Consider the following 21,642-nt stretch of genomic DNA (forward strand, 5'->3'; position numbering starts at 1 on the left):
CGTTTAAACTAACAATACTATTTTTAAGGAGCCAATACACAATTGATGACCGCTGAATTTGAAACACAGAAGAACCTCCGTGCCGGTGGCTACACAGCAGCCGTAATAGGAACATTATTGCTGGTCCTGTTTTTTATCCGTTGGACGCTCCCCGTAGTGCCACCGCCTCCATACGAAGAAGGCATAGAAGTGAACCTGGGTAACAGCGATGAAGGGTTTGGTGACGACCAGCCCATGTCACCCGAAAGCCCGGCACCTGCCAAACAGCCTCAATATACTCCACCGAAAGTAGCAGCCGTTGCTGCCGAAGATGTTCGTGACGTGGATACAGATGATACTGAAGAAGACGCACCGGTAGTGAAAAAACCAGATGTGAAAAAGCCCGAGGCTACGAAAATTCCTGAGAAGGAAGTAACCCAAAAGCCTGCGGTAAAGAAGCCAACCACCCCGGTTACCAATCCTGTTCCCGCACCGCCAAAGCCTAAGGCTGTTTTTAAAGGTGTTTCAGGAACAGGTACAGGTGGCAATGAAGCGGACACATATAAAAAGGGCGGAAACCAGGGAATAGCCGGTGGTTCCGGTGACCAGGGCAAACCCGGTGGTGATCCGAATTCAACCAACTATGAAGGTTCTGGTGGAAGCGGCAAGTCAGGCGTGAGTATTTCGCGTGGACTAACCGGTCGCAAGATCGCCAGCGTACCTTCATTTGAAGATGACTTCAATGAGAACGCCAAGGTCGCGCTTGATATCCGGATCGATGAAGGTGGTAAAGTGATCTCCGCTGTGTACCAGCCCCGCGGTTCCACAACTTCCAACAGCAACCTGAAAGCAATTGCAGTCCGTAAAGCCATGCAGCTTAAGTTTACCGCGGGCAGCGAAGAGCAGATAGGGACTATCATTTTCAACTTCAGGCTTAAGAGCTGATAATTTCCTGTAATTACTACAGCTTCATTTAGTTTTGCAGTGATGAATTACCAGGAGACCATCGACTTCCTATTCGGACGTTTGCCCATGTTCAGCAAACTGGGTGCAGATGCATATAAGAAAGACCTGCATAATATCCGCGAGCTTGAAGCGGTTAACGATAACCCGCACACGAAGTTCAGATCCATTCATGTTGCCGGAACAAATGGCAAGGGTTCAACCAGCCACATGCTTGCAGCCATACTGCAACAGGCAGGTTATAAGACCGGGCTCTATACTTCCCCACACCTGAAAGATTTCCGCGAACGGATTCGCATCAATGGCGAAATGATTCCTGAGAATTATGTGGTTGATTTCACCGAAAGGATGCAGGAGCCGATCGCCGCAGTTGAACCATCTTTTTTTGAGCTTACCGTTTCAATGGCATTCACGTGGTTTGCAGCGGAGAAAGTGGATGTCGCCATTGTGGAAGTTGGACTGGGCGGCCGGCTCGACAGCACCAATATAGTGACGCCGGAAATCGCGGTGATCACGAATATCGGCTGGGATCATATGAATATACTTGGCGACAGCCTTGAAAAGATCGCATTTGAAAAAGCGGGCATAATAAAAGAAGGGATCCCGGTTGTGATAGGCGAAATGCTGCCTGAAACCCAGCCGGTGTTTGAACAGGTGGCACGCGATAAAAATGCGGCCATCTACCTGGCAGACCAGCAGCAGCAGGTTGTGCAATGGGAAAATGGCGGAGTTAAACTTTCCGTGACGATAAAAGAAGATTGCCGGGTAGACGGGCATCACTACCTGCTCGACCTGCCTGGGGTTTACCAGCTGAAAAATGTACTCACCGTAATCCAGGCAATAAGGGTATTACAGCAAAAAGGCTGGAGCATTCCCGAAAGCGCAATCCATAATGGTCTCGCCCATACGAAAAAACTGACCGGCCTTCACGGCAGGTGGGAACAGGTAGGGAAAGATCCGCTGGTGATCCTTGATGTGGGCCACAATGAAGACGGCATCAAAGCGATCAGGGAACAACTGGAACTGATGGCCTATACCCGGCTGCATATCGTAGTGGGAATGGTAAAGGACAAAGACGTTTCCCGGGCGATCAGCCAGCTTCCGGCACATGCTACTTACTACTTTACTGCAGCAAATATTCCGCGTGCTATGGCAGCCGAACAGCTTGCCGCAATTGGAAATGCGGCCGGGCTCAAAGGAAATACCTACCCTGACGTAAACAGTGCTTTCCGGGCTGCGAAAGATGCGGCAGACGACAAAGACCTGGTGCTCGTTTGCGGAAGTGTATTCGTTGTGGGAGAAGTCAACCCGTAAACTGCAGTTTTCCCATTTTAATCAGGGCGAAGAAAATACAGTTCACATGCAGTGACTGCTTTATTTCCTGTCGCATGAGCATGGCTGTAAGTTCATCCAGTGAGATCTCTACCACTTCAATTTCTTCGTTGTGATCCAGCTGCTGGCTGTCCTGTTTTATGCCGCCGGTAGCCAGGTACAGTTCCGTATAGTTATTCAGTACCCCGGGATTTGCGGCAACCCTTCCCACAAATTCAATGTTCTCAAATGCATATCCCGTTTCTTCCTTAAGCTCGCGTTTCATTCCTGTGGCGAAGTCCTCACCCGGATCAATGAATCCACCCGGGGTTTCCAGGATCACTTCACCAATTGGATGCCGGTACTGCCTTACCATCAGTACTTTGTTGTCGGCGGTCAATGCCAGTGCTGTTGCCGAAGTAGGCAACTCCACGACAAAATACGGATCAATGATGGCCCCGTCGTCCCGCTGGCAGCGATCCCGCCTTGCAGTAAAATAAATGTGGTTGCTGATGTATTCCGATGACAGCGTTTTCCAGTGCATAATTTGTTGTAATTACCAGCCCATTCTTTCTCTGAGGGCAGTGATGTGTGCGGTATGATGTCGCCCATGCCATGAATACATGCCGAGCAGATAATACAGGGTCATCTGCATGTTATGTTCAGGATGTACGAGGGTTCTTTGCCACTCTGCTGCCGACAGGTTTTTGATACAGCTGTGCATGCGCGCATGAATGGTATGAAGCATTGTAAGTGAAATATTGATCGGCAGTTCATGAACATCGTTCAGTTCTGCCCAGGCCTTTTCATCATACGGTTTAATGGTCGGGTTATCTTCTGTGAGGCCAAGTTTGAAACGGATCAGCGCGTTGCTGTGACTGTCCGCAACGTGATGGACAAGCTGTTTCACAGTCCAGCCGCCATCGCGGTAAGGAGTCAGCAACTGCTGCTCATCCAGGTTGAGGATAGAATTCTCGAGAAGCTGCGGAAGAAAGCGGATGTCATTCAGCCATGACTTCAATTGCAGTTCTGAAAATTCCTTTGGTTCGTATTTCCCGATCGGATAGCGAAGGTCTCTTTCTACTGTGCTCATTTCCCCGGTTTTTGGTTGATGAAGAATTGATGGCTGCAATTTAATTGTTTCCGCTGAGCTTATACACCGTCACGAAGCTTATGTCCCGTCAGCTGGATGAATACATCTTCGAGGTTGGCTTTCTTTACTTCACGAGGCCTTTCAAATCCGGTGGCCACGAGCTGGTCAATCAGTTTGTCGGGATGGTCGAGAGCAATGATGCTGCCACTATCGAGAATGGCCACCCGATCGCAGAGCACTTCTGCTTCGTCCATATAGTGAGTCGTAAGAATTACGGTAGTTCCTTTTTTCCGGATGTCGGTGATCAGGTCCCATAAATTACGGCGGGCCTGCGGATCGAGTCCGGTAGTAGGCTCATCCAGGAAAATGATCCTGGGATCATTGATCAGCGTGGTGGCCACTGAAAACCGTTGTTTTTGTCCACCGCTCAGTTCCTTGTATTTTGCCTTCGCTTTATCGCGCAGGTTTACCATATCAAGCAATGCAAGCGGGTCTGTTTTTCGGTTATACAGTCCCGCGAATAAATCAATCAGTTCAGTAAGTTTAAGACCTGGATAGTAACCTGCTGCCTGCAACTGCACACCAATGATCTTCTTGATCTCACCGGGATCTTTATCAAGGTTATATCCATCAACAATAACTTCCCCCTGCGTTTTATCGCGGAGCGTTTCAATGATCTCAAGAGTAGTTGATTTACCGGCGCCGTTTGGACCAAGCAGGCCGAAGATCTCACCTTCATACACATCGAAGTTGAGCCCCTTCACCGCTTCAAAATTCCCATAACGTTTTACAAGATTCCTGACTGTAATGATTGGTCTGCCTGCCATAGGAACACAAGATAAGGCAGGTGATCAGGATTTCAGCGCAAAGAGCTGGGTATAAAACACGACTCCCCTGTTATCGCGGGAAACACCGATACCGGTAAGGTTATAGCGACCTTCAATATTTTTCCGGTGGGGGGCGCTTTTCAGCCAGCTCTGTACCACTTCTTTGGCGGTCATATTACCATAAGCCACATTTTCGGCTGAGGCAGAAACACCACCGAGCCTGTTGCTGATCCGCGAGATCCTGGTGTTGTAACCGTCGTGCCCGAAAGCAATGCGTTTGCTGGCCATTGCCTGGCTGTGCATGGCTGCTTCGGTTTCAATTACACTGTTGGCTGCAAGCGGGCCCAGGCCCTTAGATTTCCGGTATTTGTTCACCTCGGCCAGGATTCCCGACTCCAGTGTAGACATGGAGGATGTTTTCTCCTTCACAGCAGGTTTTGCGGTAGCCGGCGGCTTGCTTTTGCAGGAAAACACGGCGATAGAGATCAACAGTACCGCAATCACTAGTTTCATGAGTTGAATTTTTGGCAAATTTGCAAGATTTAGGCCAAAGAGAAATGCCAGGGAACACACATGGGATTTAAATGAGATATAATGGCCAGAGTACCTTTTACCGTTAAACAGGTTCGTTTTTAATAAGTCCCTGTTGCAATTTTGGGCTTTAAGAATTCGCCTTGAGCCTGAAGCTATTTTGCCTTGCATTGGGAATGATCATATATAGCGACCTGGTCGCGCAGGTGAAGACTGTGCCGGATAAATTCAGGAGTTTTGGGTTTAAGCTACACGCCGGCGGACACCTTTATACGGGTGAACAATTATCGGAAATGCTGGAAAATGGTTATGCCGCAATTGAACTGCGGTATGGCTGGCAATCGAAAGGAAGCCAGGATTGGCAAAAGGAACACGGCTACCCGACATATGGGATTGGCTGGTACACCGGATATATCGGCGACCCTGAGATTTTTGGGAATCCGAATGCTTTGTTCGGGTTTATCAGCTTCCCCCTGAACCAGGGCAGGCGAAATAATTTCCTTTTAGAGCCGGCATTGGGACTCACGTACAACCTGAAACCATATGACCCGGATAATAACAGCATCAACGACGCAATCGGCGCAAAACTGGCTGTTTATTTTTGTCTGCATGCCGGCGGGCGGTACCAGGTTAACAGGGAAATTGACCTGCTTTACGGATTAGACCTTACCCACTTCAGCAATGGAAGGATCAATACCCCAAACATGGGACTTAACATGATCGGCCTTAGTGTTGGTGCTGCTTATAATTTCAATACTTCGCAGAAGGTTGTCGATAAGTCGAGGCATCCCTCAACTATTCTCGAGGTAAGGCCAGTGACTCCGCAATGGCCAGGACCACGCCGGCTCTCAGAAAATAATATTACCCTGTACCAGGCTTTTGGTACCGTCCAGAATATCCGGGATGCAGGTACTGATCACCGGTACCTTACTTCATCAACAGTTCTTGAATACCAGCATAAGTTCAATACCAAACATGGACTTACTGTCGGCTTCGACGCGTTTGTTGATCCCAGTGCACGGGACACCGTTGAATACACGGCGAATAAAACCGAAATGGAAAATTTCTTTCCGGGTGCTCATGCGGGATACGATTTTATGTTCTGGCGGCTGAGCATCCGACTGCAGGTGGGCGTGCACCTCAGTTCCATTGGCCGTGAATTAAAGGGAACAACTTTCGTGAGGCCCGCCCTGCGCTTCGATATCAGCAAACGCTTCAATGCGCAGATCGGGCTGAAAACCTTTAATGGTGCCCAATCAGACTGGGTAGAATGGGGATTCGGATATAAGATCTTCGTCCGCCAGCACCACTAAAACCTACTTCGCAAGGAAGCCTTCCAATTCTTCCATCATGCCCTTGCTTCCTACAAAGAATGGCGTCCGCTCATGCAGTTCTTCGGGCTTGATGTCCAGGATGCGCCTGGTACCGTCAGTGGCTTTGCCGCCTGCAACTTCCAGGATGAAAGCAAATGGATTGCATTCGTACAGCAGCCGCAGTTTTCCCTTAGGCTTGCCCGTTGTGCCGGGATACATGAAGATGCCACCCTTGATGAGGTTGCGGTGCACATCGCTTACCATGCTGCCGATATAACGCTGGGTATAGGGTCCGCCGGTTTCTGTTGTTTTCTGCTGGCAGACATTGATGTATTTTTTTACCCCTTCGGAATACTGGAAAAAATTCCCATGGTTCACGGAATAGATCTTACCAAATTCCGGGCACCTGATATCAGGATGGCTTAAGCAGAATTCGCCGATTGAAGGATCGAGTGTAAAGCCGTTCACTCCCCGGCGGGTGGCATATACCAGCATGGTACTGCTACCATAGATCACATAACCGGCAGCAACCTGCTGAATGCCCGGTTGAAGGAAATCTTCACGGGTGCATGGCTTGCCGAGTTCACTAACGCGGCGGTAAACAGAAAAGATGGTACCAATTGATACATTCACATCGATGTTTCCACTTCCGTCGAGCGGATCGAACAACACCACATACTTCGACTGGTTACTGACTTCATCATCGAAGATCACGATATCATCCAGCTCTTCACTGCCAATGCCTGCGCAACTGATACCGTGGCGCAATACTCCCATCATCTGGTTGTTGGCAAAGATGTCGAGCTTTTTCACTTCTTCGCCCTGGATATTCACGCTTCCGTGATCACCAAGGATATCAACCAAACCGGCTTTATTTACTTCTACATTGATTCTTTTGGAAGCGAGGCCAATGTCGCGGAGCAGGCTGCTCAATTCACCTGTGGCCTGTGGGAACATGCGTAGCTGTTGGATGGTGAATTCATCCAGGGTCAGGACTTTCCTGTTAACCATACTCATAGCAATCGTTTTGAAGACCAACAAAGAAACGAATCTTCCATCAACAATGGCAATGTATATTTGCCCACAATAAAAAAGTGGTTCACATGAGGGTTTTCAAATTTGGCGGCGCAAGCGTCAACAGCGTGGAAAGGATAAACCAGGTTGCAAACATCCTGCGGCATCATAAAGATGAACAGTTGCTGGTAGTCATTTCAGCAATGGGCAAAACAACCAACGCCCTCGAAAAAGTGGCCGAAAGTTTTTTTGCAGGCAACAAAGATGAAGCGCTGAATCTATTCAGCCAGGTAAAGCAACAACACCTCACCACAGCCAAGTACCTTCTCGTTACACATTACCTTGCCTGTGAACAATCACTGATCAATTTCTTTACCGAAGTGGAGTGGTTGCTGCACGACAAACCCGTTCGCGACTACGATTATTATTACGACCAGATCGTGTGCACAGGCGAATTGCTGAGCACTGCGATCGTAAGCGCGTTCCTGAATGAATCGGGAATAGCGAACAGCTGGATAGATGTACGCGACGTACTGCGCACCGACGATAATTTCCGTGACGCAAATATCGACTGGCAATTCACCCGGCAACGGGTAAAGTCAGTTATACTACCGTTGTTCGACAAAAACAATATTGTCATTACCCAGGGCTTTATTGGTGCGACAGACGAAAATGAAAGCACCACGCTTGGCAGGGAAGGAAGTGATTATACCGCTGCGGTATTTGCAAACATGACAGATGCCGACGACCAGACCATCTGGAAGGATGTGGAAGGTGTGATGAATGCCGATCCGAAACAATTTCCCGATGCACAGCTGATCTCTACACTCAATTATGCTGAAGTAATTGAGATGGCTTACTACGGCGCGCAGGTGATCCACCCCAAGACCATCAAGCCACTGCAAAACAAAGGCATTCCATTATACGTGAAGTGTTTCCTCGATGCATCACTTCCCGGTACGGTGATCCACAATGAGCCGGTGCATGAACTGCCGCCCATCATCGTGGTGAAGAACAACCAGGTAATGATGCAGCTGATGTCGAAGGATTTCTCCTTTGTTGGTGAACGCCCGGTCGGCCAACTTTATCATCTCTTCGAACACCTTTCTATCAAGCCCAACCTCACGCAGAATGGTGCGATCTCTTTTCTCTGCTGTATGGACGACAAGCCCGAAAAGATCCAGCAGCTTGCCCTCGAAGCCTCCGGGATTTTTGATGTGAATGTGGAGAAGGGACTTAGCCTTCTTACGGTGAGGCATTACAAGCCCGAGTTGCTCGATAAACTGGTTGCGGGTAGTGAAATTGTTCTGAAGCAACAAACCAGCGATACAGTACAGGTCTTGCTACGCAAACCAGCCTAAGCCGCAGGTCTATTCTCAATTACAATTGTTTGCTTGAGCTTCATCGGCACCTGTTGTTCTTCGCGGACAGCGGGGATCCAGTCGGGCATCAGTTCAAGGGCGTCGAGCAGGTGCTCGTTGAGCTGGTCATTACCACCTTTGAGGATGCGCGGGTTCAGGACCTTGCCGGTGCTCGTTACGATGAATTCAACCAGTACATATGCGGTATGCTGCTCTTCATTCAGGTAAGGTGACAATTGCTGGTTAAGCTCTTTCAGGTAAGCCTTGAAGGCATCTGCACCACCAGGATACTCAGGAAGTTTATGAACCGTATTCGGAATTTCCCTTTCGTTGAAAGCAACAAGGGTCCGCTGTTTTTTTACCACAGCAGGAGCACTGTTCTGCTTTTTTTCAGCTCCGGGATGAGATTTCTTCACCTCTTCATCGAGTACATAACTTCCCCTGCCATTCACCATGATCACCGGCAGCTTTTTATTCTTTTCAAAATAGAAGAACACATCGCGCAGGCTGTTGGCAAGATGACCATAGTCAGCAAAGTCACGCACATACTTGTTGAGGTATTCCGTGCTGCGTTTTACATCAAACCGTACCGGGAAAATATGAACCGGAATGAAATCCTGTCCTTTCGCCTTTGCACCCGATGCAAGTGCATACAGTTCTTCGATCTGGGAATCGGTGATGGGAATACAACCCGTGGTCACACAACTTCCGTGAATGTAGATATCTCCTCCAGGCTGAATGGCATCACTCAGGTACCTGTCAGAGGCATTCGGGTAATTGAGGCCGAGAGAAAGGTGATATACACTACGGGGATTGAATTCATTGATGTAGTAAAATCCTTCCGGCACCTGGTAGTCGCCCTCCATCCGTTTGGGACCTAGGGTTCCTGCCATTGCGCAGACCTTATACGTCTTGAAAAGTTTGTAGGCTTCGTTCTTTTCGTTCTTCACCCAAACCTCAAGTTGGCTGTCATATTTAAATGATCGGATATACAGGTAGCGCGCCGGCCATTGCAGTCCCTTTTCCCTGAACTGTTTCATCAGTGTGTCCTCATTCCTGCGAAGAATGTCGTTGATACGCGACGGGTTCCGCTGGTAGTCAGTGAATACGGGCTGGAAAGCCGTCTGGGCCTGCCCAATAAATATCGATGTCAACAGACTTAAGGTGAAACAAAATCTTTTCATAGTACAAACGGGACTGCACTAAAATAGTACAAACTCTCCGGTTTTGCTCAATTAAATATCCCCCGATGTGACTAACCTACAGGTTTCCACGTAATTGTTGTTCACGCTCAATCGCCTCGAACAGGGCCTTAAAGTTTCCCTTGCCGAAACTTTTTGCGCCTTTCCGCTGGATGATCTCGAAGAAAAGTGTGGGCCTGTCTTCAACCGGTTTGGTGAAGATCTGCAGCAGGTAACCTTCTTCATCACGATCGACCAGGATACCCAGATCCTTAAGCGGTTCCACATCTTCGTCGATTTTGCCTACGCGGTCGAGCAGGTCATCGTAATAAGATGAAGGCACTTTCAGGAACTCCACTCCCCTGTCCTGCAGGGCTGTCACGGTTTCCAGTATATTATTTGTTGCGAGGGCAACGTGCTGGCATCCTTCGCCTTCGTAGAATTCCAGATATTCTTCCACCTGGCTTTTCTTCTTGCCTTCGGCGGGTTCATTGATCGGGAATTTTACGAACCCGTTTCCATTGCTCATCACCTTGCTCATCAGCGCAGAATATTCTGTTGAAATATCCTTGTCGTCGAAGCTCAGGATGTTCTTGAAGCCAAGTACATTCTCATAGAAACTCACCCAGCGATCCATCTGGTGCCAGCCCACATTTCCCACGCAGTGATCGACATACTGCAGGCCGGTATCAGGCGGATTGAATTTACTCTCCCACTTGCGGTAACCGGGCATGAAAGCCCCTGAGTAATTTTTTCTTTCAATGAAAAGATGCACGGTATCGCCATAGGTGTGGATTCCGCTCATCACTACCTCGCCCGATTCGTCGGTGAGGGCTTTTGGCTCCATGAAACTCTGTGCACCGCGCTGGGTTGTCTGCTCCCAAGCATAGCGCGCGTCATCGACCCGCAATGCCAGCACCTTCACACCATCACCGTGTTTATACACATGATCTGCGATCGGGTTGCCTTTCCGGAGCGGCGTGGTGAAGACGAAGGTCAGCTTGTTCTGGCGCACTGCGTAGCTTGCCATATCCTTCATGCCCGTTTCCGGTCCTGCGTAAGCAAGACTCTGGAAACCAAATGCTGATTTATAAAAATATGCGGCCTGTTTTGCATTGCCGACGTAGAATTCAACATAATCTGTTCCTTCGAGGGGAAGGAAATCTGTGGTGGAATGCGATTTCAATTTGTCTAATATGGTAGGCATACGAGAGTTTTGAGTTGATGGAATTAGGAATATCGGGACTTACTACGATAAGCCGATAATTGATCAGGTCAATAAGTGAATGGAGAAAAGGTGAGCTTCGAATCCATCGCCAGTGATTCCATCAGCAAAAAATATTGCTGTCTCAGGTCATTGAATAATTTATGTGCGTAGTCGGGCGCCATTTGACAAAGATAAATATAAACTGATATGTCCGAAAAGCAGTTGCGAACCCTATTTTTGCTGCATGAAAAAAGTCGGAATCCTGGGTGGTGGACAGTTAGGCAGAATGTTGTTGCAGGAAGCAGCAAATTACCCCGTTGATACATGGGTAATGGAAAATGACCCTGAATGCCCGGCCGCACACCTTTGTCACCACTTCATTAAAGGTGACATCCGCAATTATGATGATGTATACCGGTTCGGGAAGCAGGTTGACGCGCTTACGATCGAGATCGAATCGGTAAATGTTGAAGCACTTGAACGACTTGAAGCCGAAGGTGTAAATGTTTTTCCACGTCCCGCGGCACTGCGCATCATCAAGAATAAAGTCTTCCAGAAAGAATTCTACCAGCATAATGGGATTCCCACCGCGCCTTTCGTAACCGTGAACAGCAGGCACGAACTCAGCGATCATGTTTCCTTTCTTCCCGCTGCACAAAAACTCGGCGAAGGCGGGTACGATGGGAAAGGTGTGCAGATCCTGCACGGGCCTGATGAACTTGCACTCGGCTTCGACGCGCCCAGTGTGCTGGAAAAGAAAATCGCCATCCATAAGGAGATCGCCATAATTATTGCCATTAACCGTAAGGGTGAGACCGTTATTTACCCGCCGGTGGAAATGGTTTTTGATCCTTACCTCAACCTGCTTGATTACCAGATCTCGCCTGCCGACCTGTTAGATAAAGTCCTGTGGCGTATGGAAGCCATCGCCCTGAAACTTGCCAAGGCATTGAACTCACCCGGGATCTTTGCCGTGGAGTTGTTCCTCGACAAGGATGGCGAAGTGCTGGTGAATGAAACTGCCCCACGCGTACATAACAGCGGTCACCATACCATTGAAGCGCATTACAGTTCTCAGTATGATATGCTGTGGAGGATCATGCTGGACTACCCGCTTGGAAGCACCGCAGCAATTCTCTCTTCTTCACTGGTGAACCTTATCGGCGAACCGGGACATAGCGGTCCGGCCAAATACGAGGGTCTCGAAGAGATCCTGGGCATGGAAGATGTATATGTTCACCTTTATGGTAAAAAGGAAACACGTCCGGGTAGGAAGATGGGGCATGTGACCATCATCGGGAAAGACCGGCATGACCTTGTGAGAAGGGCGCACCATGTGAAGCGGGTGCTGAAAGTCATCGCCTGATAAAAATCCAACATCTATACTTTCCACTCATACACCCCCGTCACCACTTATAAAGTGGAACGGGGCAATTTGCAGTTTCCACCCGAAATGGTTAAAAACGGAAAACAATAGCTTTTCGAAATCTGTTAATTTTACCATTGTTCCAACCTTAAACAAGTTAATTCACTCATGTTCCTTCCAAGTTATTTCCGCTCTTCCGTTACATTGATTGCGTTAGGCGTCATCGGACTGGTATCCTGCAAAGCAGATGGTGAAAAGAAAATCGGCCCGCCGGCACCCGGTGCTGGTCCACGTGGCGGCAACCAGCCGACCCGGGTCGAAGCTTTCCTGGTAAAAGAGGCAAGTGTGAGTGAAAAACTGGAAGTACCGGGAAGTCTTATTCCCTTTGAATCAACAGAACTGCGTCCCGAAGTTTCCGGCCGTATCACACAGCTTAATATAAGGGAAGGTCAATCTGTTCCGCAGGGTGCATTGCTGGTGAAGCTGTACGACGGCGACCTGCAGGCGCAATTAAAAAAACTGCAGGTGCAGCTGGAGATGAATGAAAAGACTGCACAGCGCCAGGCTGAGCTGTTAAAAATCGACGGGATCAGCAAACAGGAATATGATTTGAGCGTATTAGAGGTGAACAATATCAAAGCCGATATGGAGCTGATCCGCACATCCATTGCCAAAACAGAGATCAGGGCACCGTTCGCCGGGCGGATCGGGCTGCGGAATGTGAGCATGGGCGCATACGTTACCCCTGCTACCCTGATCACGGTTATCCGCCAGGAAGAACAACTCAAACTGGAATTCACAGTTCCTGAAAAATACAGCAGCAAGATCAGCGCTGGCAAACAGGTACAGTTCACTGTTGAGGGATTGGGCAAGCCGATCTTCGCGAAAGTAATAGCCACAGAAGAAGCGGTTACGGAAGACACCCGCAGCCTGAAAGTAAGATCGGTAGTGCAGGGTAAGGCAGCGCAGCTCATTCCTGGTGCGTTTGCGAAAGTGCAGCTCGATTTCGGGAAAGACGACAACGCCATCATGATTCCATCGCAGGCAGTGATACCGCAGGCGAGGTATAAAAAAGTGATCGTGTACCGGGGCGGAACTGCCAAATTTGAAACCGTAACTACGGGCGTACGCGATTCGACCTATGTTCAGATCACATCGGGTATCCAGAAGGGCGATACCGTTGTAATAACCGGCCTCTTATCCATTAAACCGGAAGGGAAACTAGAAATTACCAAACTGAATTAAGTAGCATGAATATTTCAGAACTGAGCTTAAGGCGGCCGGTGCTGGCGATCGTGCTGAACATCGTCATCATCGTCTTCGGTCTTATTGGTTATAAATTCCTTGGCGTCCGGGACTATCCCGCTATTGACCCGCCAATCGTGAACGTGCGTACCTCCTATCCTGGGGCGAACGCGGATATCATTGAGTCGCAGATTACCGAGCCGCTGGAGAAATCCATCAACGGGATCGCCGGTGTAAAGAATATTACCTCGAGCAGCAGCCAGGGCTCCAGCAGCATCACGGTTGAATTTGACCTGTCCATCGACCTCGAAGCTGCCGCCAATGATGTGCGTGACAAGGTATCGCAGGCAGTACGTTCGCTGCCTGAAGATCTTGATGCGCCGCCAGTAGTGGCAAAGGCCGATGCGAGTGCCGACTTCATCCTGGCAATGACTGTGCAGAGCAACACCCGCAACCAGTTGCAGGTAACAGAATATGCCACCAACAACCTGCTGGAAAGGTTGCAGACCATTCCCGGCGTGAGCGGCATCCAGATCTGGGGGGAAAAGAAATATGCCATGCGGATCTGGTTCGACCCCGCGAAGCTTTCGGCATACGGCCTTACTCCCGGTGATGTGCAGACGGCATTACGCGCGCAGAATATTGAGCTTCCCTCCGGTAAAATTGCCGGGAACGCGACCGAACTTTCGGTGCGCACTTTCGGTCAGCTCAATACAGAAGAGGAATTCAACAATATCATAGTTAAGAATGTGAACGGCGCCGATATCAAACTGAAAGATATCGGTGAAGCGGTGCTGGGTCCGGAGAACGAAGAAACGATCCTGAAGGAAAGCACGATCCCCATGATCGCGCTGGCGATCATTCCGCAGCCCGGATCAAACTATGTGGCCATCAGCGATGAATTTTACAAACGCTACGAACAGATCAAGAAAGAAGTGCCGGATGACCTGACACTCGATATTGCGCTCGACCAGACGAAATTCATCAAGCGGTCGATCTTAGAAGTGGAAGAAACGCTGATCATTGCCTTCGTACTAGTGGTGTTGATCATCTATTTCTTCTTCCGCGACTGGATCATTGCCATCCGCCCGCTGATCGATATCCCGGTTTCACTGATAGGTGCCTTCTTTATCATGTACCTGTTCGGGTTTACGATCAACGTACTGACCTTGCTGGCGATCGTACTGGCGACGGGACTTGTAGTGGATGACGGGATCGTGGTGACCGAGAACATCTTCAAGAAGATGGAGAAGGGAATGGACAAGTGGCAGGCCGCCAAGGAAGGTTCCAAAGAAATTTATTTCGCGGTAATTGCGACTTCAATCACACTTGCGGTGGTATTCCTGCCGATCGTGTTCCTGCAGGGATTCGTGGGCAGGCTGTTCCGGGAATTCGGGATCGTGGTAGCAGGCGCGGTATTGATCTCCGCCTTTGTGTCGCTGACCCTGACGCCGGTACTGAACGTGAAGCTGACCCGGAAAGTGCACAAGCATTCCTGGTTCTATCTTAAGACAGAGCCCTTCTTCCGCTGGATGGAGGAAAGCTACCGCAGAACACTGACGGCATTCATGAAGGCGCGCTGGCTGGCATTCGTAATGATCTCCGCTTGTTTCGCCATCATTTATTTTATTGGCAAAAATATGCAGTCGGAGCTGGCGCCGATGGAAGACCGAAGCCAGTTCAGGTTGTCGATCACTGCACCGGAAGGCACTTCGTTCGATTACATGGATAAATATGTGGACCGGATCGGCCAGTTCATCGTTGATTCCGTTCCTGAGAAGAAAGTGATGATCACGGTGACCGCACCTGGCTTTACCGGATCTGGCTCTGTGAATACCGGCTTCCTCCGGATGTTGATGGTTGACCCCGAAGAAAGGGAACGCAGTCAGCAGGAAGTTGTGGATATGGTGAACAGGAACCTGCCGAAATTCAACGAGGGACGGACATTCGCCATGCAGGAACAGACCATTTCGGTTAACCGCCGGGGTGGATTGCCCGTGCAGTTCGTTATCCAGAACGTGAACTTCGGCAAGATCAGCGAGGTGCTTCCCAAATTCATGGATGAGGCCAACAAGAGCCCGATCTTCCAGGGCGTGGATGTGGACTTAAAGTTCAACAAACCGGAGCTCCGGGTGAATATCGATCGCCTCAAGGCAAGCCAGCTTGGTGTGTCCATTGAAGATGTGTCACAGACCCTGCAGCTCGCACTGAGTAACCGCAGGCTGGGATATTTTACCCGGAACGGCAAACAGTACCAGGTGATCGGCCAGCTCGCAAGAAGCGACCGCGATGAACCCACTGACCTGAAAACGGTATATGTGAGAGGTGCTGGCGGGCAGATCATTTCGCTCGACAATATTGTTTCGTTTGAAGAGGAAACCACCCCTCCTACCATTTACCACTTCAACAGGTATAAATCAGCAACAGTCAGCGCGGGTCTCGCGCCAGGAAAGACCATTGGTGACGGAATTAAAGAAATGCAAAGCATAGCGGACAAGATGCTGGATGAAAGCTTCTCCACTTCACTGGCTGGATCTTCACGCGATTTTGCGGAAAGTTCAAGCAATACCAGCTTTGCGTTCCTGCTGGCACTGGGACTGATCTTCCTGATCCTTGCCGCGCAGTTCGAAAGCTTCATTGACCCGCTGATCATTATGATCACGGTACCACTGGCCATTGCGGGTGCGCTGTTGTCGTTGTGGATCTTTGATCAAACGCTCAATATCTTCTCCCAGATAGGAATGATCATGCTGATCGGTCTCGTTACGAAGAACGGGATCCTGATCGTGGAATTCGCCAACCATAAACGGATGGAAGGAGTTGCAAAGAGTCCGGCTGTGATCGACGCGGCAGTAAGCAGGCTGCGACCGATTCTCATGACCAGCCTGGCCATGTCACTTGGCGCGTTGCCACTGGCATTGTCTCTCGGCGCAGCATCAACCAGCCGGATTCCCTTAGGGATCGTGATCGTAGGCGGTATCATGTTCTCGCTTGTGCTTACGCTGTACGTGATTCCGGCGATGTATTCCTATCTTTCTTCAAAGAAGAAGGCCCACAGTGAACTGGACGAAGTAATAACGGTGCCTGTATCGGCCTAAAAGTAATTTTATGAAACCCAAAATAGGATCCCTTCTTTTTGTCCTGCTGACGCTTGCAGGTACCGCAAGGTCGCAGGATTTGCTGAGCCTCGAGGAGGCAATTGTGCTTGCATTAAAGAACAACTATGATATCCGGCTGGCGCGGAATGACTCAGCGTCGTTTGCACTGGATGATTCCTACGCGAACTGGGCATATGCACCGCGGTTAAACGCAACCGCGTCGAAGGTCTGGAATAATAATGCCCAGAAACAGGAATTGGCAAATGGGACCAAACGCGATACGTCAGGACTGAAATCAAATGTTTTACAGTCATCGATCAACCTGAACTGGACACTGTTCGACGGACTGAAAATGTTCGCCACCCGTGAGCGGGTAGCCGAACTGGAAAGACTCGGTGCACTTGGCGTTAAGAACCAGGTAGTGAATACCGTTGCGGAAGTGGTGACGAACTACTATGGGATCGTGCGCCAGAAGCAGCAACTGCAGGCCATCATCGAGCAGAAGAGCATCAGTGAGGAAAGGGTTAAGCTGGCCGACAAAAAGCTGAGTGTGGGTCTCGGTGCGAAACCCGAACTGTTGCAGGCGAAGGTCGATCTCAACGCCTTTACGGCGGCACAGCTGCAACAGAACACACTGATTGCCCAGTTGAAGGAGACCCTGAACCAACTGATCGGGCTGGACAAAAGCGCCCACTACGATGTGCTGGATAGCATTCCCATTAACCAGGATCTTACGCTTGAAAATGTGCGCAATAACCTGGAGAAAACGAACCCGCAGCTGCTGATCGCCCAAAAGAATATCTCCATTGCAGAGCTGATCTACAAGGAGCGTCGCGGCGACCGTTTCCCCGTGGTGAGTTTCAACTCGGCATATAATTTCAGCCGTAACGAGAATAAGGCGGTGATCAACAACTTTACGCCACTGTTCAACCAGAACAGCGGACTGAACTACGGCTTCAGCATGCAGATCCCGATCTTCAATGGCTTCAACGCAAAGCGGCTGCAGCAGCAGGCCAGGCTTGACGTGATGCAGCAGGAGATCCTGTTCGACAACCAGCGTACGTTGCTGGATGTGCAGGTGAACAATGCCTTCCGCGACTACGAGCTGCAGAAGAGGAACCTTGACCTGGAAGACGATAATATCGTGCTGGCCAAGGAAAACGTGTTCATTGCGCTCGAGCGGTTCAAGCAGGGAGTGAGCACCTACATAGAGTTGCGTGAAGCGCAGATCAGCCTGAACGATGCCTACAACCGACTGATCGCAGCGCGATTCAATGCAAAAGTTGCAGAGGTGGAACTGATGCGCCTGAAGGGCGAGCTGATCCGTTAATCGACAATTGCCTCAAGGCTGGTTGAATTACCGGCAAGGTCATACGCAGTTGCGACAATGCGGCTGCCCTTTTCGGGGGTATTAAGTTCAGTGGCAATATATTTCCAGCGAACCCAGCCGTGTTGTTTGTCAGTTGCGGGGCCTTCTTCCACGAGTGTGCCGGTGGAATTATAAATAGCAACCCATACCCCGGCAACCATGAAGTCATCATCCACGTCAATAATGATTTCGTTTCCCGGCTTCCCGGAATATAAATTGATCCGGAGGTCCTCAACTTCCGGCTTACCAAAAAAGTCTCTTACCGCCAGGTTGTGTGCGTTCAGCTTGCTGCCTCTTTTTGCTGCTCCCTCCTCGTAAAAGTGGGCGAGTTTGGGGTCGTCCAATGCTTTCCGTGCATAGATGTCCGCTTCGGCCATCATTTGCCGCGCCCTTTGCTGGGCGGGGGTACCCGGACCAGGTCTTTTGCGGGGGCGCATGCAGACGATAGTTTCACCTTTCCATTGTTTAGTATAAAAATAGTTTCCCAGTCCACCGTTAGCTCCATACATGAGCATGTTTTTACTAAGTTTTGCCATGGTTGGTTTTAAAATGGTTTTGAAAGAATATCTGGATTAATCAGTTTCATTTTTCATCTTCCTTCCCAACGGTCTTTATTCCGCGAAAAGACGGCAGTTCTCTGGAAAGGGCCTGCAAAGGGTCTGCAAAGGGCCTGGAAAGGGTCTGCTAGTCTGCATCCTCCGTGCTTTCTCCGTGCATGCGCCCTGCCCGACAGTGGCCGGCTTCTACGAGACTTGTTCCCGTTTCCTGTTTCCTCCTTGCGCAGCCCCACTTTAGCCTTATACTACATTTCCGATTTTTAACCTGGGTTGAAAAATGCATTTTGACTTTTTTTGCCGGGTAAGTTTAAACACATGGAATGACATTTCCAAGTTTTGGCCTGTCTCCAGACAAAATAGTGCGTAAGCGGGCGATTAAACGGCGCAAGTGGTCGTTTGTAGGTCAATAAGATGGGGTAAAAAAGATGGCTCCTTAATCTCCCATATTCCAAATCTGGCCATGAAACAGGCGAAACGCCTTTCCGTGGGCACTCGAAAAACGGAAAAAATGATGATACTTTCTGCTATCCGCATTTGCAAATTCCCTTATCCTGGTATATTTTCCCTACGCGAATTAACCGCTGCAACACCTTAACCTTATCCGCACAACTTTCTTAAAAAAGATCCGTGTGAGTGAGCAGGCGAAGCATTCACTAATTCTCCAGCTATCATATGCGAAACTTCGCAATACCAATAGCGAAAACATTTCATGTTGAATAGCAATGAATTGGGGAAATTTGAATTTCGGCTAATTCGTAAATACATTCGTTATAGCCAATTTTAGAACGACAGTATGCCAATAATCAGAAGTTCAGACCAAAAGAGTCAAACACTAGACGAATTTTACATCGAATTGACAAGTGAAAAAGCGACTGTTGCTGAACAGGTAATTGGAAAAACTATGCGGGCTTTTATTTCGATGGTGAACGAAACATTCCCAATTACAACACTTTATGGTGTGACTTCACATTATTCACTTGTAATACAAGCTACGGACAATTGGGAAGACGGATGGTTTGTGACGGTTAATAGTATTGGGGACAAAAAGTTTCAGTTTGAGTATAAAATGACTGAAGAACAAAGCCCTTGGAACTACGCTGTCGTAATGGGACAAGCGAACACCATTGAAGAAGCAAAGAATTATTTGATCATTGCAATGACTGAGAGTGAAGGCTGGACTGATAATAATGAACTAAGAAAACTCTATAATAAATTAAACCGAATAAAAACAGAGAACCCGAAGTTTACTCTGTGGTTAGAATTTGAAGAAGTTGACCCGATTAATTGGAAAATTGAAAACGAGTTCTGCAATATTCATGTTGACTTAGAAGACGGGCGACATTATGGACTAAATGTTTGGACATACAAATTCTTAGAAACAGTAATTAACGACAACAAGAAAACAGGACAAAATCTAAACGGATTATATCAAACGCCACCTGATTTATTTGTAAAGGAACTAACGAGAGAATGTATTGAACATACCATTCACGACTTACTCAAAATTGACGATTTAGAGAGTGTCTTGAACCCAGGAATTTATAACAAACAATTGCATAAATTAAAAAACTGGCTATAACATGGTATTGCCAAAAGCGGGGCTGATGCAATACTATCAAGCTGGCGGATGTCAATGAACATTTGTAACTCATTTGAGCGGTAGTGCTGAATTTCCCCGCCTTCGGCAATCCCTAAACGTTAGCTGCGATTCCTTTGAGTGAAACTTTCTACATTGTTGTGAAACATTCCTGGATAATATGTCTTCTATTCATTGCAACTAATAGCACAGCTCAGAGTTGTGCTCATCTTATTAAACAGCTTGACACAATACACAACGATGATCAGATAGGTCGGAGTCAGCTTCAGTTAGTTCAGGCAAAGTTTGGCGGTCAATCAACAGAGATGAATATGCTATTATCAATGATCAGGAGGAAGGATAGCGTTAATCAACTAAAAGTGGGTTCTATACTTGATAAGTATGGATGGCTGGGACCAGCCGAAATTGGTGCCCAGGGTAATCAAACGTTATTCCTCGTAATTCAACATGCTGAAAGGCCGGTCCAGGAAAAATATTTTGACTTAATGAAAAAAGCCGTCGAATCTGGCAAATTAAAAGCAAGTAGCTTTGCGCTTCTTGAAGATCGACTTGCTTTAAAACAGGGTAAGTATCAAATCTATGGAAGTCAGATACGGTGGGACATGAGTTCCAATTCATATCAAGTTATGCCTATAAGGGACCCGGAGCATGTAGATATCAGACGAGCAAATGTCGGACTACCTCCTATTTCAGTTTATCTACTTGAATTGGGAATTGAATGGGACATAGTAAAATATAAAATGTACGTATCAAAACTTGCCCTTGAGCTAGGTCTTAAGAATGAGTAAAACCGCAGCTAACATTGTATTGCTAAAAGCCGGAATAAATATTCCTTATTTTCGGAAAGCAAAACACCTTCTAACATTAAGTCGGCTTAAGCTGCTGCACGGCCGGCCTTCAGCAATACCTTAACGTTAGTGGCAATTATTCCCTAAACACAAACACACCTATTCATATGAGCGAACTTGACTTAGATAAAATCAGATCTAATTATGAATTAATGAGCGATACTGAAATTATTAGGATTGCAACACAAGACGCTGTTGGATTAAGACCCGAGGTAGCAGATATTTTAAGATCTGAGATAAATAAAAGAAAACTTAGCACTAAATTACTTGAAGGGGTAGTTGCCCAAAATACCACGTATGAACTGGATGAACTAACTCAATACGCAGAGACACTTAGAAATCTGCCATGTCCAAATTGCGGATTAAAAAACGACAAACTAAATGGAACTGTTATACACACGGTAAAAAGCTTTGTAATTTTCACAACTTCTGAAAGAAGACCAAAAGTTGCTTGCCCAACCTGTCTCGACAAGATGAACGAAAATGCGATTTCCTCGACTGCACTGCTAGGTTGGTGGGGAATTCCATGGGGATTAATTAAAACGCCTATCTATATCTATCGAAACCTCAAATCCAAAAAAGAAAACAAAGAACAGCAAGCAAATAAAACACTTCTGGCCTTTACCGCACATCGTATTGGGGAAATAATTGCAGCGAATGGCGAAAATGAGAAGCTCCTGGAAATATTGAAATCTGAAAAATATTGACTGCCACTAACAAGGTATCCTATGTATAACGACCTTAGAGTGGACGAAAAAACCACCACAATTTTCTTTTGAAAG

The 21,642-nt window shown here is 48.1% G+C and carries 19 protein-coding genes; 11 read left to right on the forward strand and 8 right to left on the reverse strand.

The window, feature by feature from the left end:
* Positions 1-45: 45 nt before the first annotated feature.
* On the forward strand, positions 46-924 hold the full coding sequence (locus OI18_RS09235; protein WP_039139215.1) for a hypothetical protein: 879 nt from the start codon (positions 46-48) through the stop codon (positions 922-924).
* A gap of 42 nt (positions 925-966) precedes the next feature.
* The gene (locus OI18_RS09240; protein ID WP_039139218.1) at positions 967-2,256 is read left to right on the forward strand and encodes a bifunctional folylpolyglutamate synthase/dihydrofolate synthase; all 1,290 of its coding nucleotides are present in this window, start codon (positions 967-969) and stop codon (positions 2,254-2,256) included.
* Here OI18_RS09240 and OI18_RS09245 read toward each other — a convergent pair.
* From OI18_RS09245 to OI18_RS09260, 4 genes are read right to left on the reverse strand one after another with little or no spacing between them, the layout of a single operon-like run.
* The gene (locus OI18_RS09245) at positions 2,246-2,797 is read right to left on the reverse strand and encodes an NUDIX hydrolase (protein ID WP_039139220.1); all 552 of its coding nucleotides are present in this window, start codon (positions 2,795-2,797) and stop codon (positions 2,246-2,248) included. The genes OI18_RS09240 and OI18_RS09245 overlap by 11 nt on opposite strands.
* Before the next feature lie 12 nt (positions 2,798-2,809).
* Entirely contained in the window at positions 2,810-3,346 is a 537-nt protein-coding gene (locus OI18_RS09250; RefSeq protein ID WP_039139221.1) for a YfiT family bacillithiol transferase, read from the reverse strand.
* A gap of 59 nt (positions 3,347-3,405) precedes the next feature.
* Positions 3,406-4,173, reverse strand: coding sequence for an ABC transporter ATP-binding protein (locus OI18_RS09255; protein WP_039139223.1), 768 nt, complete (start codon positions 4,171-4,173; stop codon positions 3,406-3,408).
* Positions 4,174-4,197: 24 nt separating this feature from the next.
* Positions 4,198-4,686 (reverse strand): CAP domain-containing protein, encoded by a 489-nt coding sequence (locus tag OI18_RS09260; protein WP_039139224.1) that lies wholly within the window; start codon positions 4,684-4,686, stop codon positions 4,198-4,200.
* A gap of 161 nt (positions 4,687-4,847) precedes the next feature.
* On the opposite strand from OI18_RS09260, the gene OI18_RS09265 reads away from it, so the two are divergent.
* The gene (locus OI18_RS09265; RefSeq protein WP_152616771.1) at positions 4,848-6,017 is read left to right on the forward strand and encodes an acyloxyacyl hydrolase; all 1,170 of its coding nucleotides are present in this window, start codon (positions 4,848-4,850) and stop codon (positions 6,015-6,017) included.
* A 3-nt stretch (positions 6,018-6,020) separates the two neighbouring features.
* Here OI18_RS09265 and fbp read toward each other — a convergent pair whose 3' ends face one another.
* A complete protein-coding gene (fbp, locus tag OI18_RS09270; RefSeq protein ID WP_082037903.1) occupies positions 6,021-7,034 on the reverse strand; it encodes a class 1 fructose-bisphosphatase in 1,014 nt (337 codons plus the stop codon).
* Between the two features lie 86 nt (positions 7,035-7,120).
* Between fbp and OI18_RS09275 the strand changes: the two genes are divergently transcribed.
* A complete protein-coding gene (locus OI18_RS09275) occupies positions 7,121-8,392 on the forward strand; it encodes an aspartate kinase (protein WP_039139226.1) in 1,272 nt (423 codons plus the stop codon).
* Here the strand turns inward: OI18_RS09275 and OI18_RS24190 are convergent.
* Together OI18_RS24190 and hppD are read right to left on the reverse strand one after the other, a co-directional pair.
* Positions 8,389-9,546: a L,D-transpeptidase family protein gene (locus tag OI18_RS24190; protein WP_240312743.1), complete on the reverse strand. Its 1,158-nt coding sequence runs from the start codon at positions 9,544-9,546 to the stop codon at positions 8,389-8,391. The genes OI18_RS09275 and OI18_RS24190 overlap by 4 nt on opposite strands.
* Before the next feature lie 106 nt (positions 9,547-9,652).
* Positions 9,653-10,780: a 4-hydroxyphenylpyruvate dioxygenase gene (gene hppD, locus OI18_RS09285; RefSeq protein ID WP_039139230.1), complete on the reverse strand. Its 1,128-nt coding sequence runs from the start codon at positions 10,778-10,780 to the stop codon at positions 9,653-9,655.
* A 244-nt stretch (positions 10,781-11,024) separates the two neighbouring features.
* Here hppD and OI18_RS09290 point away from each other — a divergent pair, with 244 nt between their 5' ends.
* From OI18_RS09290 to OI18_RS09305, 4 genes are all read left to right on the forward strand, one after another.
* On the forward strand, positions 11,025-12,146 hold the full coding sequence (locus tag OI18_RS09290; protein ID WP_039139231.1) for a 5-(carboxyamino)imidazole ribonucleotide synthase: 1,122 nt from the start codon (positions 11,025-11,027) through the stop codon (positions 12,144-12,146).
* A 168-nt stretch (positions 12,147-12,314) separates the two neighbouring features.
* Complete coding sequence (locus OI18_RS09295; RefSeq protein WP_052273023.1) at positions 12,315-13,391, forward strand: efflux RND transporter periplasmic adaptor subunit; 1,077 nt, start codon at positions 12,315-12,317, stop codon at positions 13,389-13,391.
* A gap of 5 nt (positions 13,392-13,396) precedes the next feature.
* Positions 13,397-16,489, forward strand: coding sequence for an efflux RND transporter permease subunit (locus tag OI18_RS09300; protein ID WP_039139233.1), 3,093 nt, complete (start codon positions 13,397-13,399; stop codon positions 16,487-16,489).
* 10 nt (positions 16,490-16,499) lie between these two features.
* On the forward strand, positions 16,500-17,819 hold the full coding sequence (locus OI18_RS09305) for a TolC family protein (protein ID WP_039139235.1): 1,320 nt from the start codon (positions 16,500-16,502) through the stop codon (positions 17,817-17,819).
* Here the strand turns inward: OI18_RS09305 and OI18_RS09310 are convergent.
* Positions 17,816-18,394, reverse strand: coding sequence for a hypothetical protein (locus OI18_RS09310; RefSeq protein ID WP_039139237.1), 579 nt, complete (start codon positions 18,392-18,394; stop codon positions 17,816-17,818). The two genes, OI18_RS09305 and OI18_RS09310, sit on opposite strands and share 4 nt — an antisense overlap.
* Before the next feature lie 814 nt (positions 18,395-19,208).
* Between OI18_RS09310 and OI18_RS24980 the strand changes: the two genes are divergently transcribed.
* From OI18_RS24980 to OI18_RS23720, 3 genes are all read left to right on the forward strand, one after another.
* Complete coding sequence (locus OI18_RS24980; protein WP_240312744.1) at positions 19,209-19,994, forward strand: hypothetical protein; 786 nt, start codon at positions 19,209-19,211, stop codon at positions 19,992-19,994.
* A gap of 158 nt (positions 19,995-20,152) precedes the next feature.
* The gene (locus tag OI18_RS09320) at positions 20,153-20,800 is read left to right on the forward strand and encodes a DUF6624 domain-containing protein (RefSeq protein ID WP_052273024.1); all 648 of its coding nucleotides are present in this window, start codon (positions 20,153-20,155) and stop codon (positions 20,798-20,800) included.
* A 167-nt stretch (positions 20,801-20,967) separates the two neighbouring features.
* Positions 20,968-21,567 carry a hypothetical protein gene (locus OI18_RS23720; RefSeq protein WP_052273025.1) on the forward strand — a complete coding sequence of 200 codons (600 nt, stop codon included), beginning with the start codon at positions 20,968-20,970 and terminating at the stop codon, positions 21,565-21,567.
* Positions 21,568-21,642: the final 75 nt, after the last annotated feature.

Origin of the sequence: Flavihumibacter solisilvae (assembly GCF_000814475.1) — a bacterium.
In the GTDB taxonomy this organism is placed as follows: Bacteria; Bacteroidota; Bacteroidia; order Chitinophagales; family Chitinophagaceae; genus Flavihumibacter; species Flavihumibacter solisilvae.

Coding starts and splice junctions, on each gene's coding strand:
- OI18_RS09235 (WP_039139215.1), top strand. CDS start 46: ATGACCGCTGAATTTGAAACACAGAAGAACCTCCGTGCCGGTGGCTAC.
- OI18_RS09240 (WP_039139218.1), top strand. CDS start 967: ATGAATTACCAGGAGACCATCGACTTCCTATTCGGACGTTTGCCCATG.
- OI18_RS09245 (WP_039139220.1), bottom strand. CDS start 2,797: ATGCACTGGAAAACGCTGTCATCGGAATACATCAGCAACCACATTTAT.
- OI18_RS09250 (WP_039139221.1), bottom strand. CDS start 3,346: ATGAGCACAGTAGAAAGAGACCTTCGCTATCCGATCGGGAAATACGAA.
- OI18_RS09255 (WP_039139223.1), bottom strand. CDS start 4,173: ATGGCAGGCAGACCAATCATTACAGTCAGGAATCTTGTAAAACGTTAT.
- OI18_RS09260 (WP_039139224.1), bottom strand. CDS start 4,686: ATGAAACTAGTGATTGCGGTACTGTTGATCTCTATCGCCGTGTTTTCC.
- fbp (WP_082037903.1), bottom strand. CDS start 7,034: ATGAGTATGGTTAACAGGAAAGTCCTGACCCTGGATGAATTCACCATC.
- OI18_RS09275 (WP_039139226.1), top strand. CDS start 7,121: ATGAGGGTTTTCAAATTTGGCGGCGCAAGCGTCAACAGCGTGGAAAGG.
- hppD (WP_039139230.1), bottom strand. CDS start 10,780: ATGCCTACCATATTAGACAAATTGAAATCGCATTCCACCACAGATTTC.
- OI18_RS09290 (WP_039139231.1), top strand. CDS start 11,025: ATGAAAAAAGTCGGAATCCTGGGTGGTGGACAGTTAGGCAGAATGTTG.
- OI18_RS09295 (WP_052273023.1), top strand. CDS start 12,315: ATGTTCCTTCCAAGTTATTTCCGCTCTTCCGTTACATTGATTGCGTTA.
- OI18_RS09300 (WP_039139233.1), top strand. CDS start 13,397: ATGAATATTTCAGAACTGAGCTTAAGGCGGCCGGTGCTGGCGATCGTG.
- OI18_RS09305 (WP_039139235.1), top strand. CDS start 16,500: ATGAAACCCAAAATAGGATCCCTTCTTTTTGTCCTGCTGACGCTTGCA.
- OI18_RS09310 (WP_039139237.1), bottom strand. CDS start 18,394: ATGGCAAAACTTAGTAAAAACATGCTCATGTATGGAGCTAACGGTGGA.
- OI18_RS24980 (WP_240312744.1), top strand. CDS start 19,209: ATGCCAATAATCAGAAGTTCAGACCAAAAGAGTCAAACACTAGACGAA.
- OI18_RS23720 (WP_052273025.1), top strand. CDS start 20,968: ATGAGCGAACTTGACTTAGATAAAATCAGATCTAATTATGAATTAATG.